At 49.1% G+C, this 25,598-nt stretch carries 20 protein-coding genes; 10 read left to right on the top strand and 10 right to left on the bottom strand.

Annotated elements, in window-relative coordinates:
- From ACFSUS_RS01825 to ACFSUS_RS01805, 5 genes are all read left to right on the top strand, one after another.
- Window positions 1–1,863 carry a RagB/SusD family nutrient uptake outer membrane protein gene (locus tag ACFSUS_RS01825; RefSeq protein ID WP_381518255.1) on the top strand — a complete coding sequence of 621 codons (1,863 nt, stop codon included), beginning with the start codon at window positions 1–3 and terminating at the stop codon, window positions 1,861–1,863.
- 128 nt (window positions 1,864–1,991) lie between these two features.
- A complete protein-coding gene (locus ACFSUS_RS01820) occupies window positions 1,992–2,714 on the top strand; it encodes a hypothetical protein (RefSeq protein WP_381518252.1) in 723 nt (240 codons plus the stop codon).
- 36 nt (window positions 2,715–2,750) lie between these two features.
- Window positions 2,751–6,164 (top strand): VCBS repeat-containing protein, encoded by a 3,414-nt coding sequence (locus tag ACFSUS_RS01815; RefSeq protein ID WP_381518249.1) that lies wholly within the window; start codon window positions 2,751–2,753, stop codon window positions 6,162–6,164.
- A 98-nt stretch (window positions 6,165–6,262) separates the two neighbouring features.
- A complete protein-coding gene (locus ACFSUS_RS01810) occupies window positions 6,263–7,582 on the top strand; it encodes an McrC family protein (protein WP_381518246.1) in 1,320 nt (439 codons plus the stop codon).
- Window positions 7,583–7,704: 122 nt separating this feature from the next.
- Entirely contained in the window at window positions 7,705–9,021 is a 1,317-nt protein-coding gene (locus ACFSUS_RS01805) for a gluconate:H+ symporter (RefSeq protein WP_381518243.1), read from the top strand.
- A 57-nt stretch (window positions 9,022–9,078) separates the two neighbouring features.
- Here the strand turns inward: ACFSUS_RS01805 and ACFSUS_RS01800 are convergent, their stop codons facing one another.
- Entirely contained in the window at window positions 9,079–9,294 is a 216-nt protein-coding gene (locus tag ACFSUS_RS01800; protein WP_381518241.1) for a helix-turn-helix transcriptional regulator, read from the bottom strand.
- Window positions 9,295–9,370: 76 nt separating this feature from the next.
- Here ACFSUS_RS01800 and ACFSUS_RS01795 point away from each other — a divergent pair, with 76 nt between their 5' ends.
- Both ACFSUS_RS01795 and ACFSUS_RS01790 read left to right on the top strand, forming a co-directional pair.
- Window positions 9,371–10,030, top strand: coding sequence for an SGNH/GDSL hydrolase family protein (locus ACFSUS_RS01795; RefSeq protein ID WP_381518238.1), 660 nt, complete (start codon window positions 9,371–9,373; stop codon window positions 10,028–10,030).
- A gap of 433 nt (window positions 10,031–10,463) precedes the next feature.
- Window positions 10,464–10,907 (top strand): response regulator, encoded by a 444-nt coding sequence (locus ACFSUS_RS01790; RefSeq protein WP_381518237.1) that lies wholly within the window; start codon window positions 10,464–10,466, stop codon window positions 10,905–10,907.
- Here the strand turns inward: ACFSUS_RS01790 and ACFSUS_RS01785 are convergent.
- A complete protein-coding gene (locus tag ACFSUS_RS01785) occupies window positions 10,894–11,280 on the bottom strand; it encodes a hypothetical protein (RefSeq protein WP_381518234.1) in 387 nt (128 codons plus the stop codon). The genes ACFSUS_RS01790 and ACFSUS_RS01785 overlap by 14 nt on opposite strands.
- Window positions 11,281–11,473: 193 nt before the next feature.
- Here ACFSUS_RS01785 and ACFSUS_RS01780 point away from each other — a divergent pair, with 193 nt between their 5' ends.
- On the top strand, window positions 11,474–12,196 hold the full coding sequence (locus ACFSUS_RS01780) for a GAF domain-containing protein (RefSeq protein ID WP_381518231.1): 723 nt from the start codon (window positions 11,474–11,476) through the stop codon (window positions 12,194–12,196).
- 60 nt (window positions 12,197–12,256) lie between these two features.
- Here the strand turns inward: ACFSUS_RS01780 and ACFSUS_RS01775 are convergent, their stop codons facing one another.
- Together ACFSUS_RS01775 and ACFSUS_RS01770 are read right to left on the bottom strand one after the other, a co-directional pair.
- The gene (locus ACFSUS_RS01775) at window positions 12,257–14,416 is read right to left on the bottom strand and encodes an outer membrane protein assembly factor BamB family protein (RefSeq protein WP_381518228.1); all 2,160 of its coding nucleotides are present in this window, start codon (window positions 14,414–14,416) and stop codon (window positions 12,257–12,259) included.
- 93 nt (window positions 14,417–14,509) lie between these two features.
- Window positions 14,510–15,265, bottom strand: a complete 756-nt coding sequence (locus ACFSUS_RS01770; protein WP_381518225.1) for a TIGR04283 family arsenosugar biosynthesis glycosyltransferase — start codon at window positions 15,263–15,265, stop codon at window positions 14,510–14,512.
- 101 nt (window positions 15,266–15,366) lie between these two features.
- Here ACFSUS_RS01770 and ACFSUS_RS01765 point away from each other — a divergent pair, with 101 nt between their 5' ends.
- Both ACFSUS_RS01765 and ACFSUS_RS01760 read left to right on the top strand, forming a co-directional pair.
- Window positions 15,367–16,953, top strand: a complete 1,587-nt coding sequence (locus ACFSUS_RS01765) for a hydroxymethylglutaryl-CoA reductase (protein ID WP_381518222.1) — start codon at window positions 15,367–15,369, stop codon at window positions 16,951–16,953.
- Between the two features lie 134 nt (window positions 16,954–17,087).
- Window positions 17,088–18,227: a redoxin domain-containing protein gene (locus tag ACFSUS_RS01760; RefSeq protein ID WP_381518219.1), complete on the top strand. Its 1,140-nt coding sequence runs from the start codon at window positions 17,088–17,090 to the stop codon at window positions 18,225–18,227.
- Window positions 18,228–18,293: 66 nt separating this feature from the next.
- Here the strand turns inward: ACFSUS_RS01760 and ACFSUS_RS01755 are convergent, their stop codons facing one another.
- The 6 genes from ACFSUS_RS01755 to asnS all read right to left on the bottom strand — a co-directional run bounded on the left by ACFSUS_RS01755 (window position 18,294) and on the right by asnS (window position 25,435).
- Complete coding sequence (locus tag ACFSUS_RS01755; RefSeq protein WP_381518217.1) at window positions 18,294–19,631, bottom strand: DEAD/DEAH box helicase; 1,338 nt, start codon at window positions 19,629–19,631, stop codon at window positions 18,294–18,296.
- 124 nt (window positions 19,632–19,755) lie between these two features.
- A complete protein-coding gene (locus ACFSUS_RS01750) occupies window positions 19,756–20,529 on the bottom strand; it encodes an SDR family NAD(P)-dependent oxidoreductase (RefSeq protein ID WP_381518214.1) in 774 nt (257 codons plus the stop codon).
- A gap of 93 nt (window positions 20,530–20,622) precedes the next feature.
- Entirely contained in the window at window positions 20,623–21,438 is an 816-nt protein-coding gene (locus ACFSUS_RS01745; protein ID WP_381518212.1) for a phytanoyl-CoA dioxygenase family protein, read from the bottom strand.
- 623 nt (window positions 21,439–22,061) lie between these two features.
- A complete protein-coding gene (locus ACFSUS_RS01740; protein WP_381518210.1) occupies window positions 22,062–22,754 on the bottom strand; it encodes a phosphatase PAP2-related protein in 693 nt (230 codons plus the stop codon).
- Window positions 22,755–22,816: 62 nt separating this feature from the next.
- Window positions 22,817–23,902, bottom strand: a complete 1,086-nt coding sequence (locus tag ACFSUS_RS01735; RefSeq protein ID WP_381518208.1) for a complex I subunit 1/NuoH family protein — start codon at window positions 23,900–23,902, stop codon at window positions 22,817–22,819.
- 78 nt (window positions 23,903–23,980) lie between these two features.
- The gene (gene asnS / locus ACFSUS_RS01730; RefSeq protein WP_381518205.1) at window positions 23,981–25,435 is read right to left on the bottom strand and encodes an asparagine--tRNA ligase; all 1,455 of its coding nucleotides are present in this window, start codon (window positions 25,433–25,435) and stop codon (window positions 23,981–23,983) included.
- Window positions 25,436–25,598: the final 163 nt, after the last annotated feature.

The following is a 25,598-nucleotide window of genomic DNA, read 5'->3' as shown; positions in this document are numbered from 1 at the left end:
ATGCTACGAAATATAAAAACCATAAGTTTAGCCTTGCTCATGGCGTCAGTAGCCGTGACGGGTTGTAACGATGATTTTGTCAATACTCAGCCGCTCGATCAGGTACCGGCCACAACGGCCTGGGCAGATGCAGGTCTGGCAGAAGCCTTTGTGACTGAAATTTATAACGGACTTGGGCAGGGTGGCTTTAACGAACAGCAACTGGCGTCGTTAACCGATGAAACCCTCTTTACGCACCCTGGTCGGGGTATTACAACTATTACTGAATCGCGCTCGAACTCGGCAGACGCTGGCTGGATTAATGAGACGATCAACTGGAACAATATGTACCTGCGAATTCGGGCCTGTAATCTGGCTTTGGAGAATCTGGCAACACCTAAGTTTGCGAACACAAATAAAATTGCGGAGCGGCTGACGGGCGAAATCAAGTTCTTGCGGGCTTACTTCTATCATCAACTGGTGCGGTATTACGGTGGCGTTCCACTCGTGGATAAGACGTATGGATTGGGAGCTGCCGATTACTCAACGCCCCGTAATACGATGGAGGAGTGTATTAACTTTATTGTTAAAGACTGTGATGAAGCAGCTGCCCTGCTGAAAGGACAATCGATGGCTAAGGGCCGGGCTAATGAAACGGCTGCGCTGGCATTGAAAGCACGTATCTTAACTTATGCAGCCAGCGATCTGTATGACGTAGCGACGGCTAAACAGAAGTCAACGGCTCATGCTGCATTTGCCAAGCCTGAATTACTAGGTTACGTGAGTGGTAACCGGGCCGAACGCTGGGAGAAAGCCAAAGCAGCGGCTAAAGCAGTGCTTGATATGACAAGCTACGGATCGCAGCTGAATCTGGCAGCCCCAGCCACAAAAGATGAAGGTACGGCAAACTACATGAACATCGCGCTGTCGCGAAATGGTGGAGAGAAAGATGTCATTTTTGCTCGTTCGTTCATCAACGGTAAACAGGAGCCAGGTGGCCAGCAAGGCTTGTTCAATGGTCCGAATGGATACCACAACTGGGCCGGAAATACGCCGGTTTCGTTGCTAGTTGACGATTACGAAATGATGGATGGCTCGAAATTCAGCTGGAGCGATCCTGCCAAAGCGGCTGCTCCCTACGTTAATCGTGATCCACGTTTTTATGGCTCAATCTTATATGACGGTGCCCCCTGGAAGCCCCGCACAGCTGACGTAGCCTCTAAAGACCCGGTCAATCAAATTCAGACCGGTCAGTATGAAATCACGGATGGTAGTGGCAAAAAGACCATTGCTGGTCTGGATACCCGAAAGAGTTCAGTTGAAGACTGGAACGGTAGCTACACGGGTTATTACATGCGTAAATTTATTGATCCGAACCCGGCAATTGTCGACCAGAACACGTACCAGCAGATCCCCTGGCCGTTCTTCCGCTACACGGAAGCTCTTTTCAATTATGCTGAAGCCTGCATCGAGTTAGGTCAGGATGCCGAAGCGCGGACGTGGCTAAACAAAGTACGCTTCCGAGCCGGTATGCCAGCCATTACCGAATCGGGCGATGCGTTACGGCAACGATACCGCAACGAACGACGCGTTGAGATGGTGTTTGAGGAACAGCGTTACCACGATGCTCGCCGTTGGATGATTGCACCAACGACTTTGGGCCGAAAGGCAAACGGTATTAATGTCGTAGGTACGCTGAAGCCTGGTAAATCAGTTACGTTATATAAATATGACCCAGCCAGCTACGATTACAAGTACAATGTCTTTGAAATTGACCCCGGTAAGGAAAACCGTACCTGGTTAGACAAAATGTACTTTCTGCCAATCGCTCGTGATGAGATGAACCGAAACAATAAGTTGGTGCAGAATCCAGGTTACGAATAACAGTTTATTGTCAAATGGATGAAACGTTTGTTATCGCTCGCATTTCTCCATTTGACGTATTATTACTCAATCGGTGCCAGTGTATCACTACGCTGGCACCGATTTTTACTGATAACCTTACGTTCGCAATGAAAACAAAACTGGTTTTAATAGGTATTGGGGTCATTGCTCACGGTACCATCTGCGCCCAGACACCTCAGGTGATACGGGTCAAAGGAGGAACAGAAGGCGTAAAGGCAATTCCTTTGAGCGAGCGGTATCGATATGACCAGTTTCGTGAGGGAAAAGTGTTATACCAAAACGGAACTGCGGCAGCTGCCCAGCTTAACTATAATGTTTTACTGGGTGAGATGCAGTTTATCAGCCCCAACGGCGATACGCTGACGCTGATGGATGACCCCATTGTCCGGCTAATCGGCATTAACGGCCCGACGTCACAGCAAGACTTGTTCATGTACGACCCGGCAAAAGGATACATGGAGATTGTGGCCGATAATAATGGCCTGAGGCTGGGCGTGAAGCAAGGGCTGAAAACAGTTAAGAATGAAAAACGGGGTGGCTATGACCAGTCATCGGGTGCATCGGCTATTACGAACTACCAGTATAATGCAACGGGCAACACATCCATCGCTAAACTTGACACGAAAGGGGATCTTTTGTTGATAAAAGACAAAACGTATTTTATTATTGATCAGAATAACCGATCTTATCCGGTTAATAAAGCAAGCGTATTGAAAGTATTTAGCAAACATCGTGAGCAAGTAACAGCGTATCTGGAAAACGAAGCCATCGATTTTAGGCAGGAAAATGACCTGAAAAAGCTGCTCAAATTCTGTAGTGAATTATTGTAAACCCCTTCTTTAGTGCATTTATTGTTTCCTTCTTGTATGAGGTTGTCGTCGCGAGCTGCGTGCGGTTGGCTAATTGTGACAACGTGTTGGTTTAGTGTAAGTTGTCAAAAAACGGCTGATACTAATGAGCAAACCACTTCGGCTGAAACTAGTGCTCCTCCTCTTTTTACCTTACTGTCTCCCGACCAAACCGGCATTACGTTTGCCAACAATCTTGAGGAAGGACTGAACACCAACGTCATGATGTATGAGTACTTCTACAATGGCGGGGGCGTAGCGATTGGCGACCTGAACGGCGACGGATTTGACGATATTTATTTCACCAGTAACATGGCGCCCAACCGGCTCTATCTGAACCGGAAGAACATGCGGTTTGAGGACGTAACCGATAAGGCAGGTGTAGCTGGTCGCGAAGGTCCCTGGAAAACGGGCGTCACTATGGCCGATGTTAATGGCGATGGGCGACTCGATATCTACGTTTGCCATTCGGGAAGTTTACGCCCGGAAAAACGGATGCCCGAACTGTTCATCAATGAGGGGCCTGATGCACAAGGTATTCCGCATTTTACCGATCGAACTGCAAAATTTGGTTTAGATAAGCCTACCCAGACTACGCAGGGTGCCTTTTTTGATTACGACCGGGATGGTGATCTGGATCTGTTTCAATTGAACCACAATCCGCGGTTGCTGCCCGTGTTGGATGCAACCGCTACGGCCTCGCTGCTCAAGCAGGCCAATCCGGAGATTGGCGTTCGGCTGCTGCGAAATACAGGCAACCGGTTTGAGGATGTGACAGAACGGGCGGGATTAAGTAGCTCCGTACTGAGTTATGGGCTGGGCATCGGTGTGTCGGATCTGAACGCCGATGGCTGGCCCGACCTCTACGTATCGAATGACTATGGCGTACCGGATTATCTCTACATCAATAATCATAACGGGACGTTCAAAGACGTATTAAAAACCAGCGTTGGCCATACGTCTAACTTTTCGATGGGTAATGATGTCGCCGACGTTAACAACGATGCCCGCCCTGATATTCTCACCTTAGACATGCTCCCTGAAGACAATCGGCGGCAGAAGTTGCTGATGGCTCCGGACAATTACGAAAAATACGCACTTGCGCTTGAATCGGGTTTTCACCACCAGAACATGCGCAACATGTTGCAGATAAACACGGGTACTGGATCGGGGGCACCAACCTTCCGTGAAGTTGGTCAATTGGCGGGTATATCCAACACTGACTGGAGTTGGGCTCCCCTGTTTGCTGATTATGACAACGACGGCTGGAAAGACCTTTACATCACCAACGGGTACGTTCGCGACTATACCAATCTGGATTTCATAAAGTACATGAACGACTTTATGCAAAATCGCCCCACAAACCCAAGTCGTGAGGATGTCCTGGAGCTGGTGCGGCAGATGCCATCGTCGAACGTAGCGAATTACATGTTTCGCAATCGGGGTGGAGAGCAAACCGGCGAGGTCACTTTTGCAAACATTGGCCCAGCCTGGGGACTTACACAGGTGTCGAACAGTACAGGAGCTGCCTATGCTGATCTGGATAATGATGGCGATCTGGACTTAGTGGTTAACAACACCAACCAACCCGCTTTTATCTTTCAGAACGAAGCCAGTAAGCAACGGAAGCATCATTACCTGGCCGTGCAGCTAGTTGGTAATGGCGCTAACACGCAGGGCGTAGGAACAAAAGTGACATTATACAGTGAGGGTAAACAACAGTATCTGGAGCAAATGCCGACGCGTGGCTACCAGTCGAGCGTATCGCCCCGGTTGCATTTTGGACTGGGTACCCGCCCTTCAATTGATTCACTCCGGATCGTGTGGCCAACCGGCAAGCAACAGTTGCTGACGGCCGTAAAAGCCGATCAACTACTGACGGTAAAGGAATCAGACGCACGAACAACGTACCGAGCGGCTCCAACCGGACCTGCTTTATTTCAAAAGGCAAAAGCCCCGTTGAGTCATACCTATTCGACCAATTCGATAAACGATTTCAAACGTCAACCTTTGCTGGTCAATGCGTTGTCGTTTGGTGGTCCCTGTCTGGCCAAAGCCGACGTTAATGGCGATGGGCGCGAGGATGTGTATGCGGGAGGGAGTAGCGGTCAGGCTGGCGTTTTGTTTCTGCAACAAGCTGGCGGTGGCAAGGGGACAGGCCAATTTACTGCGCGTCGCCAAGCTGCATTTGAGGCCGATAAAGCCAGTGAAGACGCGGATGCTGTATTCTTTGATGCCAACGCCGACGGTTTTCCCGACCTGTACGTATGCAGCGGTGGTTATAATGATTTTCAACCGAACGATCCGCGTTTGCAGGACCGGCTGTACCTGAACGATGGGAAAGGGAATTTTACAAAGAGCTCTGACGCACTGCCGGTGATGCGTACGAGCAAAAGCTGCGTACAGGTGGCCGATGTAAACGGTGATGGGCACCCCGATTTGTTCGTAGGGGGGCGGGTCGTGCCGGGCCGGTACCCCGAAGCACCGCAGAGCTATGTGCTGATAAATAATGGTAAAGACGGCCAGCCGCAGTTTACGGATCAGACGGCGCGGTTAGCTCCGGCTCTTTCGCGTATTGGTATGGTTACTGATGCTGCGTGGACGGACCTGAACGGCGATCGGAAACCTGAACTAGTCGTGGTGGGCGAATGGATGCCGGTGAGTGTGTTCGCTATTGAGAACGGGCAGTTTGTTAACAAGACCAGTCAGTACTTTGATAAGGAATCGCGGGGTTGGTGGAACAAACTGCTGGTGGATGATTTTAACGGCGACGGTCGGCCTGACTTGGTAGTCGGTAACCAGGGACTGAACACGCAATGCCGAGCCAGCGACCAGCAACCCGCTGAGTTAGTTTATAAAGACTTTGACAGTAACGGCAAAATAGATCCGGTACTATGTTTATATGTGCAGGGCAAAAGCTACCCCCATGCCACGCGCGATGAACTTCTTGACCAGATCGGTATGCTCCGCGCCCGCTTTACGAGCTACGATAAGTACGCCAATGCTACGTTAAGCGACGTCTTTACGACTGACGAGTTGCGCGACGCTCCGAAACTAATGGCCAATCAGTTGCAAACGGTCTATTTTGCCAGTACCAAAACGGGTAAACTAACCGAAACGCCCTTACCCTTGGCGGCACAGGTAGCGCCTGTATTTACGTTAACCAGTCTCGATTTCAACCACGATGGCCACAACGATCTGCTGCTATGCGGAAACGCAACACAAGCGCGATTACGCTTCGGTCGCTCTGATGCTAACTATGGGGTACTGTTACAAGGCAACGGGCAGGGAAAGTTTACGCCGATTCCGCAAACCCGATCTGGCTTTCACCTGACTGGCGACGTACGGAGTGTATTACCCCTTGGCAACACGCTGCTGTTTGGCATCAATCAACAACCTGTTCAAGCTTATCAAGCCCTCAAACAACCTTGACACGTTGCTATATGACTGGTCCGGCTAGGTTAAATCCATAGCTAGTAAAAGACTAATCGGCATATAGATTAACTTTGGAAGAGAGTTGCTGTTTTGGTATGCCCAACGTTATTTCAGTAGTTGAATACGGTTTGATCAGTAGTGCTCAGGCGGGGCGTGAGCCAATGCCAGGCACGACCATAGTTTCGGAGGCTGCATTTCAGTCACTTCGTCAGCTAGCTTTTGATGCTGAAGGCGTAGATAACTTACTGAGCTACTTTGTGCAAAAAGGGGGCGAGTACGTTCGCGTTCGTAATTACGTTGGACTATTGGCGCTTGCGGATGGTACACAATTGGAAATTCTTCCCAAAATTCTGTTTACGAGGGCGTTAGAGGAAGAGCCTGACCAGCTTGCAACCATAAAACAGACAAGAGCGTCGTTGCTTAAAATGCTACGACGTCTACGGCAAAGTCCATTCAAAACATTCTCGGATGCCTACACGAATGCCACGCATCTTCCGCTTTGGGACGTGTTTATAACGACTTTTCTGGATGCCGTGGAGCCGCTCGTTCAGCAGGGAATACAACGTACTTATGTATCCGTCGATAATAACGAACGCTTCTGGAAAGGTAAGCTTCAATCAACGCGTCAGCAGCGCGAGAACGCGTATCACGCCGAACGACTAGCCGTACGATACGACGCACTAACTGCTGATGTGCCGCCCAATCGTATTCTGAAAACAACGCTGTTACACTTACAGGAGCGAACCTCGAATGCTACGAGCCTGCGCCGAATCCGACAGTTAATTTGTGTACTCGACGAAGTACCTGCTTCAGAATCAATACCTAATGATTTACTTGCTATACAGCGGGCTGGTCGTTTATTCGCTCGTTACAGCATAGCCTTGCGCTGGGCCGAAGCTCTACTTGGGGGCAAAGGCTTTGGGGTAAAAATTGGTCACACACCAGACTTGTCGCTTTTGTTTCCGATGCAACGCGTATTCGAAGATTACGTCGCCCATGGCATTCGCGCGTACTGGCCCGAAAAAGATCAGGTGAGTGTTCAGGAATCCTCAGCGCATCTTGTCGATGAACACATTGGGGGGCCTAAGTTCAAATTACGTCCCGACATTCTGATTCGACATAACGATCGAACGTTCATAATCGATACTAAGTGGAAACAGCTCCAGGGCAACGAAGCAGGGGCGACTGCGAGTAATTACGGCATTGATCAGGTAGATCTGTATCAGTTGTACGCCTATGGTAAGAAATACGCAGCTGAGGACCTGTTTCTGGTCTACCCGGCTAACGAAGGCTTTCGTCAGCCGCTACCCGTATTCAGTTATGATCCTGATACACGTTTGCATGTCGTGCCGTTTGATCTGGCGGCTCCGTTATCGGATGAGGTAGAAAAATTAGCCAGTTACGCTTTTCGGTAAGACGTAAAAAGAAGGACTTTCAAACCCAGGGCGAGTTTGCTAACAGATTCCTTTGCCCTTGTCAGGTAATTCGTACGTTCTTTGCATCTATCTTGCCCGAAATAACACACTGTAACCCGCTTATGCCCCTCGTTCTCACACTACTTGGTATCCTCGTTCTCATTTGCTTAATTGTTTTTGTCAACCTTGATACATTCATTGCTTTCGTACTCGTCTCGCTGGGTATTGGATTAGCGTCAGGGATGAGCGTAGCAGCCGTTGGGAAGTCTATTCAGACAGGTATTGGTGGTACGCTTGGCGACCTGGTGCTGATTATCGGTTTTGGAGCTATGCTAGGTCGCTTAGTGGCCGAAAGCGGGGCCGCACGGCGTATTACAAATGTATTGATTAAACTCTTTGGCATTAAAAACATCAGGTGGGGCTTGGCCTTAGCAGGCTTTGTTGTTGGTATTCCCTTGTTCTACAATGCCGGTTTCATTATTGTAGTACCCCTAATTTTCACCATAGCAGCCTCATCCAGATTACCCTTGTTATCAATCGCGGTGCCCATGTTATCGGCTTTATCGGTCGCTCATGGGTATTTGCCTCCGCATCCGTCGCCTTCGGCGGTTGCTGGTCAATTAAATGCCGATATTGGCCAGACACTCATCTACGGGCTCATTGTGGCTATTCCTGCCATCGTCATTGCGGGGCCTATCTTCGGGAAAACCCTCGTCAACCTTAAAGTAGCGCCTAACAATGAACTGTTTGATATTCGCGAAGTACCCGATAGTGACCTGCCGGGCACCGGCATCAGCTTTTTTGTCGCTCTGTTACCCGTATTGCTCTTAACCGCTTTTGGGCCTTTGAAAACGGCCTTGCCCGATGGGTCGGCTCTGCAAACCATAGTGGCCCTGCTTGCCGAACCGTATATTGGCATGTTAGTGTCAGTACTAACAGCAGCTTACGCGTTGGGCATCCGGCGGGGGCAATCAATGAAAGCCATTACGAAGGATTTAGAGGAGGCTGTTAAAGCCATTGCACCGATTTTGCTGGTGATTGCTGGTGCTGGTGCGTTAAAGCAGGTGTTCAGCGACAGTGGTACCAGCAAGTACATCGGTAGTTTACTGGCCGATGCCAACATTCCGCCTTTGGTGTTGGCGTGGGGCATCGCAGCGTTCATTCGGGTCTGCGTGGGTTCGGCCACTGTAGCGGGGCTGACAACGGTAGGAATTATTTTGCCGTTGCTGCAGTCACAGGCCATAAAACCCGAGCTGATGGTGCTGGCCATTGGATCGGGTAGCCTGATGTTTTCGCACATCAACGACGGTGGCTTCTGGCTGTTCAAAGAGTACTTCAACCTGACCATTCCGCAAACCATCCGAACCTGGTCGCTGATGGAAACGATCGTGTCGATCGTGGGCCTGATTGGGGTGCTGGCATTGAATTTAGTGGTGTAATGCAACCCCTATCGTGGGCAGCACGTATGATTTGCGCTTTTATCAATCTACCATGGGTTACTCAACTTTAGCGTTGTCCCGGTGTTGTCGGGCGTAATCGGATGGCGACAAGGCGTATAGGTTCTGGAATGTTTTACGGAAATATTTAACGTCGTCGAAGCCGACCTGGTTGGCGATTTCCGAAACCCGAAGCGACGAAGTTGCTAAAAGCTGAGCGGCCCGCTTCATCCGGATATCCCGAATAAATTCAAGGCGGCCACCCTCCCTGTGCACCTGCGATACACAGACAATCGCTATATTCGGCGGACAATCTCTGCAGCATCTGTTTATTAAAAATAGAATTATAATTATGCGTCTTCTGCTTACTTCAGCCATTGGTTTCGTTTTGGCGCTAACGGCCTTCACATTTAAACCTACCCGGGTCATCTTCTTCGGTGATTCGATCACGCAGGCTGGCGTAAATTCCGGTGGCTACATCGACCGACTCAAAAAAGTACTACCCGCTGACCAGTTTGAACTCATGGGGGCTGGGATTGGTGGCAACAAAATATACGATTTGTTTCTGCGCATGGACGACGACGTGCTGGCCAAGCAACCCGATGTGGTTGTCATCTGGGTAGGCGTGAACGACGTATGGCACAAGGCTACGTCCGGCACCGGTACTGATCCTGACAAGTTTGTTAAATTCTACGAAGCCGTGATCAAGAAGTTACAGGCAGCCAACGTCCGCGTCGTGCTTTGCACACCGGCTGCCATCGGCGAAAAAACGGATATGACGAATCAGCAAGACGGCGACCTGAACCAATACAGCCAGTTTATCCGTGATCTGTCAAAGAAATACAATCTGCCCCTGGTCGACCTGCGTAAAGCGTTTCAGGAGTACGACCTTAAAAACAATCCCGAAAACAAAGACCGGGGTATTTTAACAACCGACCGTGTTCACCTAAACGACGTCGGTAATCAGTTCGTAGCCGATCAGATGCAGAAGGTGCTGACCACGGCGAAGTAAACCTTATAAGTTGCTGGTACCTGATACAGCCGAATAAACTTAGTTGAGCCGGTAGCCTTTTTTAGGGTTGCCGGTTTTGTTTTTTCACCTGGCGACATACTTACCAAGTCTTTAAGATAGGTTTTCACCTGCCGAATTACTTAGGTGTTGGTTTGTGGAGTGGGCTGGATTGATCAGGTAAATTCGTTACGTATTGACTTAAGCGTTTGCCACATGCGTACATTCCTAAAAATAGACGTGTAGCTTTGCCAAACCTGGCAAATAAAGTAAAGTCTTTGACCGCCTTTCGTGTTATCAGCAGGCTTTATTGGTGCTATTTACGCCAGGCGGAGGTACATAAATAGAATAAATATTGGTTTTGTTTAAGAAGTTATGGGTTAGCGATTGTTATCCATAAATCCAAAGAGCCAATTGTAATAGTTTGTAGTGTATTATGGCTTTAACTTTTACGCCTGAAAGTATCCCGGAACGACTGGTTTATCTGGTAGATGATGATGAGGAAGATGCGTTCCTGTTTGAGTTAACGGTTCAGGAAGTGATGCCGTTTTGCCGGTTACGTATCTTTTCCAATGGCCTCATCATGTTAGAAGTGCTGGCTGATCCTAAAGACAGACCTCACCTTATTTTTCTGGACATGCATATGCCGTACCCGGATGGTTTGGAGATCTTGATGAATTTGAAGATCAACAGGCAGTGGGCGGATATTCCGGTTATTATGCTAACGGGTATCGAAGACCAGGAGCAGATTTCGTTAGCCTACCAGTTAGGGGCTCAGTCGGTCATTAATAAACCCAGCACGCAAAGCCAGCTAGTCGATATAGTCATGAGCGTTCGGGAATATTGGTTCAAGACTGTGCGGTTACCTAATCAGAATTAGCTGGCGTTATGGTCTTCTCAATGTACTCTTTCGATTGGAGGTAATCCTTCAATTCCTGTTCGCTGCCAAACAATTTAGGCTCTTTAATGGGAAGGCTAAGCCTGAGGGGCATTTTTACTAAATCCTGATAGGTACCTATCGGCTTAAGTTCATAGACCGCAGTGGATACTTTTAGTTCGTATGTATCCAAAGGCTTATCAATAACACTCATCTCTTCTAATCGACCGTCGAAAAAAATACGTTCGATCTGCGCTTGAAAGTAAGGATAAACAGGGCCTTTCTTGTCCGTCAGACGCTGGCCATGCTCTTCATCAACGAAAACGATGTCGCCTACTTTGAAAGGTAGTGTAAGGGGTTCAAAAGTGATGGTCATTTTCGTGTAATTTTTAGCAATATTACAGATGATTAGCTGGTTTACAATGCTTTTGTCAGCGCCTATGTAACAAGTCAGCGGTTACTACGTCATAGAGAAAATAATTGCTTGTCAGTTCAGTATCTGACTACTATTCAATAGCGAAACAATTCAGTGTAAGCTGTTAGATTTGGTTCAACCTTGACTACAGAATATGGCTATTCCGCCACCCGAAGAAGATAAGCGAGTAGAAGCGTTAAAAAGCTACGACATTCTCGATTCGCTACCAGAGCAAGACTATGATGATATCACGAAGCTGGCTTCGGAAATTTGTCAGACGTCGATCTCATTAATCAGCCTGATTGACGATAGCAGGCAATGGTTTAAATCCAATCATGGGCTAAACGTTCGAGAAACTCCTCGGGAGTATGCTTTTTGCTCGCATGCTATCATTAATCCCTATGAAACACTAATCGTTACTGACTCACGAACGGATGAACGCTTTGCTGGCAATCCGCTCGTATTAGGCGACCCGTATGTTACGTTTTATGCTGGCGTACCCCTGGTTGATTCCGAAGGTTACGCGCTGGGCTCGCTGTGTGTAATCGATCAGGAAGTTAAGGAGTTGACCTCTGGTCAGCTAAGTGCCTTGAAAATTTTGGCAAAGCAAGTGGTCAATCTTTTAGAGCTCAGAAAATCAAACAAAGCGCTCACGACTATAACCCGCATTCTGGAACAGCGAAATACGGAACTGGATCAAATGGTCCATGTCATCAGAAACGATGTCAAACCCAACATACTTGTGCTGAGTGACACGATTCAGCTGCTAGAGAATGAACTCTCTCGACCGCAGGAGGCAAACGACATCCTCAGCCAGACAATCGGTACTGTAAACAAGATCAAAGAAGACCTTAATCGGCTAGACCATTTCAACTGAACGTAGAAAAGCAATCAATCGTCCAGCTCTATAATCGGAGAGCATTCACCTCTGTGAACGTTAGGGCAAGGCGAAGGCTACGTATTGATTTCCTTTCTTTGTTCCCAGTTTCGTTCCTCCGCAGGCGATAACGACGTATTGCTTGCCACCTACCTGATACGTTGCGGGCGTAGCAAAACCGGCTGCCGGAAGGTCGGTTTCCCAAAGCAGCTTACCGGTTTTCTTGTCGAACGCCCGAAACTTTTCGTCTTTCGTCGCTGCAATGAACAGCAGGCCACTCGCTGTCACGACCGGACCGCCGTAATTTTCCGTGCCTGTGTTGCCAATGCCTTTCGCTTTAAGCTCTTTCTCTTCACCCAGCGGAATTTTCCAGAGGTACTCACCGGTGTTGAGGTTAATGGCGTTCAACGTTCCCCAGGGGGGAGCTACCGCCGGATAGCCCTTGCTGTCCTGAAATTTGTTATAGCCTGTCACTTTATAGGGTAAATGCGGCTCTTTAGCCTTTGATGGATAAGGCGAACGGCTCGATACTTCCTGTTTTTCATCGCCGAACAAAAAGGCAACCAGGGCTTGCTTATCTTCGGCAGAAAGAGCGGTGAATCCTGGCATCATACCTTTGCCATTACTCACAATCTGGGTTACGTAAGGACGGTCGCGCCGTTGGTTGATATCGACTAACGACGGGTAGCCACTGCGGGCATTGCCTTTTCGTTCGGGCCCGTGGCAGCCAATGCAGTTCTGAGTGTAAATACGCTGACCGGGGCTGAGGTGAGCTAGTTCATCATCTTTAGGCGCGTCGACCATAGTGAAAATCCAGGGCACATCATTGGCGTTAACGTAGAGAATGCCATCTGGATCGGCGGCTGCACCACCCCATTCAGCCCCGCCGTCTGTACCCGGAAACATAAGTGAACCGCGCTTACTAATGGGTTCATACAGTCGGGTGCCAATACTCCGCAAAATTGTCCGCAGCGAATCACGATCCGCGGAGTGCGGATTAACGTCGGCTTCGGTCATGACCTGCCGGGCGAAGGGAGCCGGTTTTTGAGGAATTGGCTGCGTTGGCCAGGTGGCTTCCCCCGGAATGTCGGATGCCGGTACGGGCACTTCTTTGATTGGGAACAGGGGCTTACCCGTTACGCGGTCAAATACGAGCACAAAGCCTGATTTGGTAACCTGTGCCACGGCGTCAATCTTTCGGAGCTTTCCGTCAGGGCCGTTTTGTGTAATGGTCACCAGGTTAGGCGGAGCCGGAAAGTCGCGGTCCCAGAGGTCGTGGTGTACCGCCTGGAAGTGCCAGAGCCGTTTGCCGGTGCGGGCGTCGAGCGCGAGCAGACAATTGGCAAACAGGTTTTGGCCTTTGCGATTGCCGCCATAGAAATCGTAGGATGCCGAGCCTGTTGGTACGTAAACAATGCCGCGGGGGCGGTCGATGGCCATACCCGCCCAGTTGTTAGCGCCCCCCACGTCGAAGTTCTTATAGGCCTCCTTGGGCCAGGTGTCGTAACCGTAATCGCCGGGTTTCGGGATCGTGCGGAACGTCCAGGCTAGTTTGCCCGTGCGGACGTTAAACGCCCGGATATAGCCCGGAGCGGCATCGGCGCCTTCGGATACCCGAACGGGCATGATAATCAAATCGTCGAAGATGGTGCCGGGTGTGTTAGAAATAATAAACTTGTCTTTCGCTTGCGCACCCAGCCCCTCGTGCAAATCGGCGTGACCATTATCGCCAAAGCTGGCAATGGGCTGCCCTGTCTTGGCATCGAGCGCATACAGCAGTGGCCCAACCGTGTACAGAATGCGCGCAGCTTCGTTACTTGCTGTCCCCGCTTTCGGTGACCAGTAGGCAACACCCCGGCTGGTGCTGTGCCAGACCTTAAGTGGGTTACCAAACCGCCAGATTTCTTTACCCGTGGCCGCATCAAGCGCAAAGGCCTGCACGGTCGGCGTTACGCCAAACAAGACGCCATCGACTACAATTGGATTCGTCTGAATCTGGCCACTGTCGGGAGACACATACGTCCAGGCAACTTTCAATTTGCCAACGTTATCGGGCGTGATTTGAGACAGGGCTGAATAGTGGCTACGGTCGGGGCCACCCAGGTATTCGCCCCAGTTGGTATAGTCGTTAGGTTTGGTATCGGTAGGATTTTGACGGAAGTGAGACCAGCCAAGGGTTATAATAGCTAGAGCAACGAGTAGCAAGAGCAATTGTTTCATGGAGCATAGGGGCAGAGTGCAACAAATTTACACTAAAAGTGAAATTCTTATCTGTTAATCTGACTTAGATTACTGCTAAGTAGGTTGTCACTGTTACCGAATATCGTGGAACCACCGCTTTAATCGTTCAGGAGGATAACCAATACCCCATAAAAAGCCGATTGTAAGAAAAATAGCGTTCGCCTTCCAGACTCCCCACTTGGCTACGCGCCGGTCTGATGACTCCACCAGGCGATTGATCTGTTTTATCCGACCAAACCGAATTAGTTTAAGCAGTAGATCAGCCTCTTCCAGAATCGGCATTGTATCGGTATAGCCACCCACAGTCATGAATTGCCCTCGCCGGCAGAAGATGGCCTGATCACCAAAAAGTAGTCGGGCTCCTTTGAAAAACAAGTGTGGTCGAAAAAGCAGCGGGGCGTAATAAGTCTTTATGTAGTTATGAAATGAGGTGAGCCATTGGGTTGTTTCAGGGCCCCGCATGATCGAAATAAAACCGCACGCTACTGTTTTGGGGTCACTGAGCGTACGCTGAATGATGCGAATTGCATCGTCGGGTAAGGTCGTATCGGCATGGAGAAAACACAAGATTTCGCCCGAGGCTTTAGTGGCCCCGGCGTTCATTTGATAGGCCCGGCCCGCTTGCGGAGAGCGGATCACTCGCAGGGTTCGAAAGCAGGGCCGCATTGCATCCGCTAATTGAACAGTGCGGTCGGTACTGCCTCCGTCAACAATAATGATTTCGAGTGGTTCAGGGGACAGTCGTTGCAGCAGCCGTAACGTCCGGGGCAGCGCATGTTCTTCGTTAAGGGTAGGAATAATTATGGAAACGTTGAGCATAGACTTCATAAACCAATCCGGCACAGGACGGTTTGAAACAATGTCGAATGCTTTATACCAGGCTACTTGTTAGTATCCCATTCATCATTTATCATTCCTGATCCGACCTCGTGTTCCAATTTATTCCTAACGTTCTGCTCAAGCAGTTATACACGCGTAACAGTCTGCGTAACACAACTGGCGGTTTTACCTTTTCCCTCAAGAATCGCCTGGCTGATGCTAAATTCACTGGGTTACAACGGGCCCGGATCGATGGTCAGGACTATCCAGCCGATGCGTTTACGCTTCAGCCGGATGGGGGAGAAGCTGTTGCCGTTCAGGCCATTTCCGATGCTTCTCCGTTAGCTTTTCCACTACGCCGAACAGTACGAGTGCACGCAGTAGCACAACCCTTAGCACCGGGAAAACATAAGCTAGAACTTACACTGCATACGCAGCCCTTCGGGACAATTACGTTAGCGATGGAAGATGAATTGCAACTTGATGAACGCTACCAGAATACAAATCGTCAGGCTAGCATTCCGCGCAATACTGTCAACGATTACACCGTCGAAGCGATTGAACACCGTCGACAATTCCTGAACGATTTTACAGGTACCACCCCTCAGCATATCACCCAAAACTCGTTCGATCCGGATCGGGTGCGGGGTAATTGTGAGAATTTTGTTGGTGTTGCACAAATGCCTATTGGCCTGGCAGGGCCCTTACGCGTTAACGGCGAACATGCTCAAGGCGACTTTCTGATTCCGATGGCTACCACTGAGGGAACACTGGTGGCTAGCTATAACCGAGGCATAAAGCTGATTAATCTGAGTGGGGGAGTGCTTTGCACTGTTCAGGACGATGCTATGCAACGGGCGCCCGTTTTTCAGTTTGCCGATGCTCGTCAGGCGCGTGACTTCGTTCGTTGGGTAGAAAATCGCCAGGCTGAGTTAGCCGCTGAAGCGGAGGCAACCTCACGTTTCGCAAAGCTTCGTTACATTGATACGTATTTGAATGGTAAGCTGGCTTTCTTACGCTTTGGGTATCATACCGGGGACGCTGCCGGTCAGAATATGGTCAGCAAGGCCACGTTAGCGGCCTGCAACTACATACTACAGGTGTATCCGGAGAAGTCTCAAAGTCAAATTGAGCATTTCTTTCTTGAGTCGAACATGGCGACTGATAAGAAACCCTCACAAATAAACGTACTGCGTACGAGAGGAAAACGCGTAACGGCAGAGATACGTATTCCGCGTGAGCTGCTCATTCGCGAGCTACAGGTTGAACCGGAGCAGTTAGTGCAACACGCCCGCATTGGCGACGTTGGTGCCCGCTTGGCCGGGACAAATAACAATGGGTTGCATTCTGTGAATGGACTGGCAGCCCTGTTTATTGCCACGGGGCAGGATGTAGCTTGCCTGGCCGAATCGTCGGCTGCGATTACTTATTCAGAAATAACCCCCGAAGGCAACTTATATGGATCTGTTACACTCCCGTCGCTCATTGTCGGTACAGTTGGGGGCGGCACGGGCTTGCCAACACAACGTGAGTGTCTGGAGATTATGGGCTGCTACGGAGACGGCCAAGTCAATAAACTAGCCGAAATCATGGCGGGGGTGGTTGCTGCTGGAGAATTGTCGTTGGCTGCGGCCATCTCCTCACTCGATTGGGTGTCGAGCCATGATGCAGCAAGGAAAAAAAGTGGTACAGACTAGTAAATATTGGCGTTTATAGCCGTAGCGATACTTTCAGTAACTACAAATTTATGGTTGGATGTTCTGCCGGTTATAACGATCTGATGCTATCTTTACTTGTCTGATTGTCAATAAACCATAGACCAACGGTTCCCATGAAGAAATACGTGCTCTCAATGTTAAGTCTGCTTCCTGCGGTCGCGCTGGCCCAAACAGGACCCTTTACGCTTAACGGTAAACTGGGCAGCGTGTCGGCTCCTGCCAAAGCCTATCTACGGTATGGTAGTGGACCCACGCAAAAAATGGACTCCGCTCAAATTCAGAACGGTGTATTTGCTTTTAAAGGCACTGTTGATAATCCTACAGTAGCCACCCTGTTTGTCGACAAAAAAGGCACGGGCTTCAGTCGTTCTCGGCCTAGCGCGGCTACCAACGTCTATTTGGAACCCGGTACGATTACCGTAACTAGTCCTGACTCGCTCGATAACGCCGTGGTGAATGGGACACCGCTGAACACAGACTATCAAAAATTAAAGACTAGTCTCAAGTTTGCTACTGACAAGATGGCATCGCTGATGAAGGAGTATCAGGGAGCCACACCGGAACAACGCAAAGACAAAGCGTTTGGGGAAGCTATTGAAAAACGGTATGAGGATATTCAAGCCGATCAGAAGAAGATCCAGCTGGCGTTTGTAAAAGCTAACCCAAATAGTTTAGTGAGTCTGGACGCGCTTAAAGCATCGGGTGGATACGCTCCTGAGTACGAGGAAGTGGGGCCGGTCTTTGAGGGACTGTCTGATGCTGTAAAGAATAGCAAGGCTGGGCAGGAATACGCTAAAACGCTGGCTTCTATCAAGGCGACATCAGTCGGGGCCATGGCGCCTGAATTTACTCAGGCTGATACCGCCGGAAAGGCCGTAGCTCTCCGCGATTTTCGGGGTAAGTACGTCTTAGTTGATTTCTGGGCGAGCTGGTGCGGGCCTTGCCGAATGGAAAACCCCAATGTGGTTAAGAACTATAACGCTTACAAAGACAAGAACTTCACCGTACTTGGCGTATCGTTAGACCGCCCTAACGCGAAAGAAGCCTGGTTGAATGCGATTCGTAAGGACGGGTTAACCTGGACGCAGGTATCGGATCTGAAATTCTGGGACAACGAAGTGGCGAAGCAATATGGCATCCGAGCAATTCCACAAAATTTTCTTGTTGGGCCCGATGGAAAGATTGTTGCTAAAAATGTTCGGGGCGAAGATCTAGGTAAGAAACTGGCCGAAGTCTTAACGGCTAAGCCATAATCTGTCATATCTTAAAATAAAAAAACTCGCTACCTAACGTAGCGAGTTTTTTTATGACGTTTTATGTCAGTTTGCCGTTCGGTCGGAGCGAGAGTTGCCAAACCGGCGGTTGTTTTCTCCGCTTCGGCTACTGTTTGTAGACCCACTACGTCGAAACGAGTTATTCGACGAACCGTTTGGGCGCCCGTTTCCCCCGCTTCGGTTGCCGTTCCGACCTTGGCCCTGGCGTTGCGCCGGAGCAGGCGCCATTGCGGCCACAGCAGTGTCGAGCACGTAAGGATGATCTTCAACAACCGGAACGCGCTTGCCGATCAATTTATGAATATCTTTCAAATACGCGGTTTCTTCCGCGTCGCAGAAGGATAAAGCGATGCCATCGTGGCCGGCCCGACCTGTCCGCCCAATCCGATGAACGTACGTCTCAGGAATGTTCGGCAGCTCGTAATTGATTACGTGCGAGAGTTCATCAACGTCGATGCCGCGGGCGGCAATATCCGTAGCAACGAGAACCCGTGTTTCGCGGCTTTTAAAGTTCGACAAAGCGCGCTGACGAGCATTCTGCGATTTGTTGCCGTGAATAGCTTCAGCCTGGATACCGGCTTTGATCAAATCCTTAACGACTTTGTCGGCTCCATGTTTCGTACGGGCAAATACCAGCGCCGACTTAATCTTCTTGTCATCAAGGATATGGACAAGCAGCTTCCGCTTGTCTTCTTTCCCAACGAAATACATCGCTTGTTGAATGGTATCAGCCGTCGACGATACGGGCGTTACTTCAACCTTTGCCGGTTTGTGCAGGATTGTATCAGCGAGTTTTGCTACATCAGGCGGCATGGTTGCCGAGAAGAAAAGCGACTGCCGACGTTCTGGCAAACGGGTAATGACCTTCTTTACGTCGTGAATAAAACCCATGTCGAGCATCCGGTCGGCCTCGTCCAGCACAAAAAATTGCACGTCACGTAACGATACAAAGCCCTGGTTCATCAGGTCGAGTAAACGACCGGGTGTCGCGATCAGGATGTCAAGACCAGCCTTGAGGGCGTTTACTTGCGAGTGCTGCGAAACACCACCGAAAATAACCGCATGACGCAGGTTTAAATGGCGGCCATACGCGGCAAAACTCTCGTCGATCTGAATGGCTAACTCGCGCGTTGGCGTCAGAACCAGTGTTTTGATGCGACGTGGAGCATTTGGATTTTTGCTACGCTCTTCGTTCAGTAGTTGTAAAATCGGAATAGCGAAAGCGGCTGTTTTACCCGTCCCCGTCTGAGCGCAACCAAGCAGATCTTGGCGACCTAGCAGAATTGGAATGGCTTGTTGTTGAATAGGGGTAGGGGTAGCGTATCCTTCTTCGGCGAGTGCCTTCAGGATAGGATCAATTAATGATAAATCGGAAAATTGCATGTGTTGGTTGGACGTCGGCAGGCAGTGGAATAGGTTGTTTATTAAGTCCAGCGTCCAACGTCTAAATGGAAGTTATATGAATATAACCTTACAGTGGCAAATAAAGTGCCACAATTCGGTGAGGCTATTCGTATATGCTTCCGGCTGCGGTTTCCACAAGGCCTTTGGGCATTAGCCAGGCCATGAGCTTGCCAACTTTATTGATAACGCCCGTTACTACTTCGGCCTTACCGGCCAATGTAGCGTCAACGGCTTGCCGGGCCACTTCCGCCGGTGTCATATTTACACGCTCAGCGGCTTTTTGTGCTTTCTCTCCAATCTGAGCGCGGGCGCCAAAATCAGTGTCAGTTGAGCCGGGACACACGCAGGTTACTGAAACAGATGTGCGTTTTAGATCCTGACGTAAGCCACGACTAAAGCTCAGGACAAGCGCTTTAGAAGCTGCGTAGAGACTTAACCCAGGGACCGCCTGATAAGCGGCCGAACTACCAATATTTAAAATATACGCTTTAGGCTGTTGCCGAAGCTGAGGAAGAAAAAGATAACAGAGTTGCACGAGCGCCGTATTGTTAACCGTCAACATATCAACGTGTTCGGAGAGGGCGTGCTGCTCGAATGGGCCACTGAGGCCGTATCCCGCATTATTGACGAGCATGGTAATGGAGTAGCCTTGTGCCTGGCAGTAATCAGCTAGTTCCTGGGCGGCACCTGGCTTGGCTAGATCTAGTACATAATAGCTCGCTTTTACACTGTATTGAGATGCAATACGGCTGGATTCTTCGCGAAGCTGAGGTTCAGACCGGGCCACTAATAACAAATCAAACTTCTTCCGGGCCAGCTCCTCTGCAATGGCTAATCCGATTCCTTTACTAGCACCTGTGATGAGGGCGTACGCCATAATAAGTTATAGGGTTATAAAGTCATAAAGTTGTAGCGCTATAAAGCAGATAGACCACTCTACAACGCTACAACTTTATGACTTTATAACTGGTTAAATATTTACTTTCGAAATGAATCGATGGTAGAACGGGGTTTTGCTGTTTTCGTGCTTCGGCATGTACTTACCCGTAACAACAGGAACGTACATTACGCGCCGACGGCTGGCTTCGCCAAAGTGGGGCGACTGCTGAGCCCGGTGCCAAAGACGTCCGTCGTGAACCGATAAATCACCAGCGTTCATGTCGAAGCCAATTTCGTGTTTGTCAGGATCATTATCCACGAAGTATTTCTTGCGAAACAACATCTTGAACAGCCCCTGCTTGTGCGTACCCGGAATGACCCGAAGACCACCATTTTCGTAAGGCGTGGGGTTCAGGTGAATGCCTACGTTTAGCATTGGCATGATGCGCTGACCCAGGAAGATATCACGGGGGCTGTCGGTGTGCCAGCCCATCTGCGAGAACTTACTGTTAGGAGTGCGAATGTAATGGTTAAGAATAAGTCCGTCTTTTTCGATTTCGGCAATACGCCCTTCATAGGGCTGAAGTAAGTCGACTACAGCCTGTAGGCGTGGGTCCTGCAAAAACTCATGCAGAGCGGCACTGTGCTGCGACAGAAAGCACATTCGTTGAATCATAGGGCTACCATCCTCTCCCTGGCCAAACTTAAGAGGAACGCCATTGACTTTATCACGTCCTTCAGCTAGCCACTCTCTCTCAATGCGCTCTACTTCGCTAATAAATAATTTTACTGTTTCAGGCTCAATAAAATTACGGAAAACAATAACGCCATTCTTATTGAAAAATTGACGTTGCTCTGGGGTAATGGTCTCGCCCAACGTAAAGGGCGGCAAGTTTAATTTGCTCATATCGGTGGTTTACAAATCGGGGGTTCCGTATTAATGCCTACCGGCGACCACGCTCTGTCCGATGGGCGCAGACTTAACGGTTTCATAAAGCCCCAAATCTACAAAATTTACAATTTTAGGATTACTTTGTCGGCATTTAATTAATGAGACTTTAATTAACGGCTTCTTATAATTACTTAAGTAATTAATGTTACAGACGGCCGATAGCTTTGTTAATCAGTAAATTATTGTGACTTTTAGTCACTGCCCTAGCTTAGTGGACATTGATCTTTCACTATTCAAATTAATGTCAAATTAAGTCTTGGGTAAGTTGAAAACATCGATTAATCCTTTGGCGCAGTGGCCACAACAGCGGAATGACCATTCCAAAGTTACAGTACTCATTTCAATTTATTCCTCAATTGTTACGATATTGTTAAGCCCATGTTTAAGGCATGAGTGCCGATTATGTATGTTCATCAGAGATAATTGCTCTAGCTGTTAGCACTTTCGTACCTAGCGAATGTTATATTTAATTTCATGTCCTTCGTGAAGAATGAGCAACGGTAAACAAGATCCGAACGGCCGTTTATACACGAAACTTTAACACCCAGGCTTACTCCCAAAAAGGTTTTATACAATTTCTATTTTTGGTTAATTGGAGTCTTCTGATTCGGAGAAGTTTCAACATTATTCCAGCCGCTAAGAGCAAATTGCTTACCTAGCCAATATAATGGATAAGTAAAGACAAAAGCGCCGAGTACGTCAACAGTGTAATGTACGTGTTGTACAAGCAGAAGACTACCAACTATCAATGATCCAACTAAGGCAAACAGCCGGTCCCACCATCGTCTGAGGCACAAAAACATTAAAAAGATGCTCGACGTGTGACCAGAATAAAACAGGTCCTTAGTAATGTATGTCTTACCGTAAAAGGCATTGCTTATTGGGTCAATCAATGGAATCAAACCAACAGGTGGGTCGAGGGGCACTAAATTGATGCTAAGCATCCGAGACAGGCTAACAATAATGTAGCCATAAGTAAACATCATGAAGACGGCCGGGCTACGTCGGGCGCGGAAAATCAGCAAGAGAGCCGTAGCCCAAATGATTAAGAAAATACCCAGCGAGACATCTTGCGGAGGTAACTGGTTTAGCACCCAGTCATTCAAAACAGGACCTTTGTGACGTTCGATCGTTTGAAAAAACCACGGGAAGGTCAGTAATAACGCAAGGGTCCCCAGCAAACCAAGGATAAATTTCCAGCGGAAGATTGGTGATTGCCAAGCCGCTTTCCAGGCTAAGTTGCCAGTAGGATCAGGATTGAGTATAGCCATTTATACCGTAAAAGGCCGCAAAGGTACAAAAGGAGCTAGGCAAGCGCCAAACCAATTTCGAGCTAAACCATCAGTAACCGCCAAACACCCGAAATAAGGAGCAGCAGTAAGCCAATCGGGGTTAATACCTTCCAGCAAAGAAACATCATCTGGTCGACGCGAATACGCGGGAAAGTCCACCGCACCCACATTTGTAAAAACACGGCAAATGCGACCTTCGATAATAGCCAAAAAACAGCCGTTACGTTGCCCCAGACGGTTCCGGGAGCACCACTGGTCCAGTCGGCCAGACGCACGGGACCAAAATTGGGCAACGGGGTGTTCCAGCTACCTAAGAATAGTACCGCGCCGAGAAATGATACCAGAAGCATCATGGCATACTCAGACAAATACAGCAAGGCAAATCGCATTCCTGAGTATTCCGTATGAAAACCGCCTACAATTTCGGATTCCCCTTCGGGTAAGTCGAACGGAGCCCGGTTGCTTTCGGCCAGTGTGCAGATGAAAAACACAATGTAGGCAACTAGTAAAAACGGATTTCTAAAAATGTTCCAGCTGAAGATACCGCCCCAGCCGGTTACGTCAATCCCTAACCCCTTTAAGCCAAACAAGTAATTGGTATCCTGGCTGTAGAGGCCTTGTTGAAAGCTGATGACTTGTAAGTCAAGCGTCTGAGAAATCATTACGACGCATAAAATCGTCAGGCCAAGTGGGATTTCGTACGAAATAATCTGCGCAACGGACCGCATGGCTCCAAACAGCGAGTATTTATTATTTGAGCCCCACCCGGCCATCAAGATGCCTACTACGTCGAACGAGACAATCGCCATCAGGTAAAACACGCCAACGGCCGCCCCTGATCCTTGCAGATCTGGAGTAAGCGGGAGCACCGCAAAACCAGCAAACACCGATGCAAAAATGACCGCCGGAGCCAGCATAAATAGCCGCCGGTCGGCGGCTGTGGGAATAATATCTTCTTTTTGTAACAGCTTCAGCAAATCAGCAAATAGCTGAAGCAACCCCCATTTACCCGTTTCCATTGGACCGAGCCGGTCTTGCATAAACGCCGAGACCTTTCGTTCGGTGTAAACGCCGATAACCACAAATCCGGAGGCAATAATGAGGAAAAGAGGAAGTGCGAGGAGCATATCAGTAGCCTGGACGGCCTCGTCCGGGGTTATAGAAACAAATGCCATTCACACCCGGACATGGCCGTCCAGGTTACATTAGAATTCAGCCGTTTTGGGTGCTCGGGGAAACGGAATGACGTCGCGGATGTTACCCATGCCCGTTACGAACAGAACCAATCGCTCGAAGCCAAGGCCGAAGCCTGCGTGCGGAGCTGAGCCAAACCGGCGCGTGTCCAGGTACCACCAGATTGTTTCCGGATCGATGCCAACTTCCTGCATCCGGGCAACGAGTTTATCGAGGTTATCTTCCCGCTGCGAACCGCCAATAATTTCACCAATACCCGGAAACAAGACATCCATAGCCCGTACGGTTGGGCCGGGAGACGCCGATGAGTCTTCATCTTGCTTCATGTAGAACGCCTTTATCTCGCGCGGATAGTTAGTCAGGATAACTGGTTTCCTGAAATGCTTTTCAACCAGGTACCGCTCATGTTCAGACTGCAAGTCAACGCCCCAGCTAACCTCGTATTGAAACTGGCCTTTTTTGGCAGGTTTTGAATTCACTAAAATATCGATAGCTTCGGTATACGTCAGCCGCACAAACTCATTGCTGATGACAAACTGGAGTTTTTCCAGAAGACCCAATTCACTCTGTTCTTCTTTCTTTTTCGTCTTTTCTTCCTCCTTTAAGCGGTTGTCCAGGAAGGCGAGGTCGTCGGCGCAATGCTGTAAAGCATACCGGATAACTGTTTTAACGAAGTCCTCGGCCAGGTTCATGTTGTCTTCCAGCTCGAAGAAGGCCATCTCTGGCTCAATCATCCAAAATTCGGCCAGGTGGCGGGTTGTGTTTGAATTCTCTGCCCGGAAGGTTGGTCCGAACGTATAGATCTTACCCAGCGCCAAAGCACCAAGCTCACCTTCTAACTGCCCAGATACGGTCAGGTTTGTCTCCCGACCAAAAAAATCCTGAGCGTAATCAACTTTACCTTCCTCTGTTAAGGGTGGTTTGATTGCATCCAGCGTCGTTACACGAAACATCTCCCCAGCACCCTCGGCATCCGAAGCTGTGATGATGGGCGTATTCAAGTAATAGAAGCCGTTATCGTTAAAGTACTTGTGCACTGCAAAGGCCAATGCATGCCGGATACGAAGGATTGCACTGAACGTATTGGTTCGGGGCCGCAGGTGAGCTATCTCCCGCAAGAACTCCAAGGAGTGTCGTTTAGGTTGCAAAGGGTATTTATCGGGGTCAGCAGTACCGTAAATATGAACGTTACTTATTTTAACTTCCACCGCTTGCCCAGCCCCTTGTGACTCAACTAATTCGCCCGTAACGGCCAAGCAGGCACCAGTGGTTATGAGTTTTAAGGTTTCTTCGGTAAGCTGCCCTGCCTCAGCTACAACTTGAATATTATTGATGGTAGAACCATCGTTGAGGGCAATAAAGATGGCGTTCTTACTTTCCCGCTTGGTGCGGACCCAGCCTTTAACGGTCACTTCGGTGCCAACTGGGGCAGTTTTTAATAATTGCTGAATGGGTAAATAACTCATGCTGAAACGGCAACCGGATGGTGATTGGTCCGCAAAAATACGGATTGTAGCGCGAAACGCCCACTAACATTTTAATGAAGGCTGCTTAAACAAAACGGCTGTTTGGTGCGTATATAGGTGTTAATAAGTATATACGCCCGGAAGCGGCCGTTTGTGCAATGAA

Source organism: Spirosoma soli, assembly GCF_042684525.1.
Classification (GTDB): Bacteria; Bacteroidota; Bacteroidia; order Cytophagales; family Spirosomataceae; genus Spirosoma; species Spirosoma soli.
The sequence above is the reverse complement of the archived record's forward strand: the minus strand, read 5'-3'. Positions and strand labels throughout refer to the sequence as shown.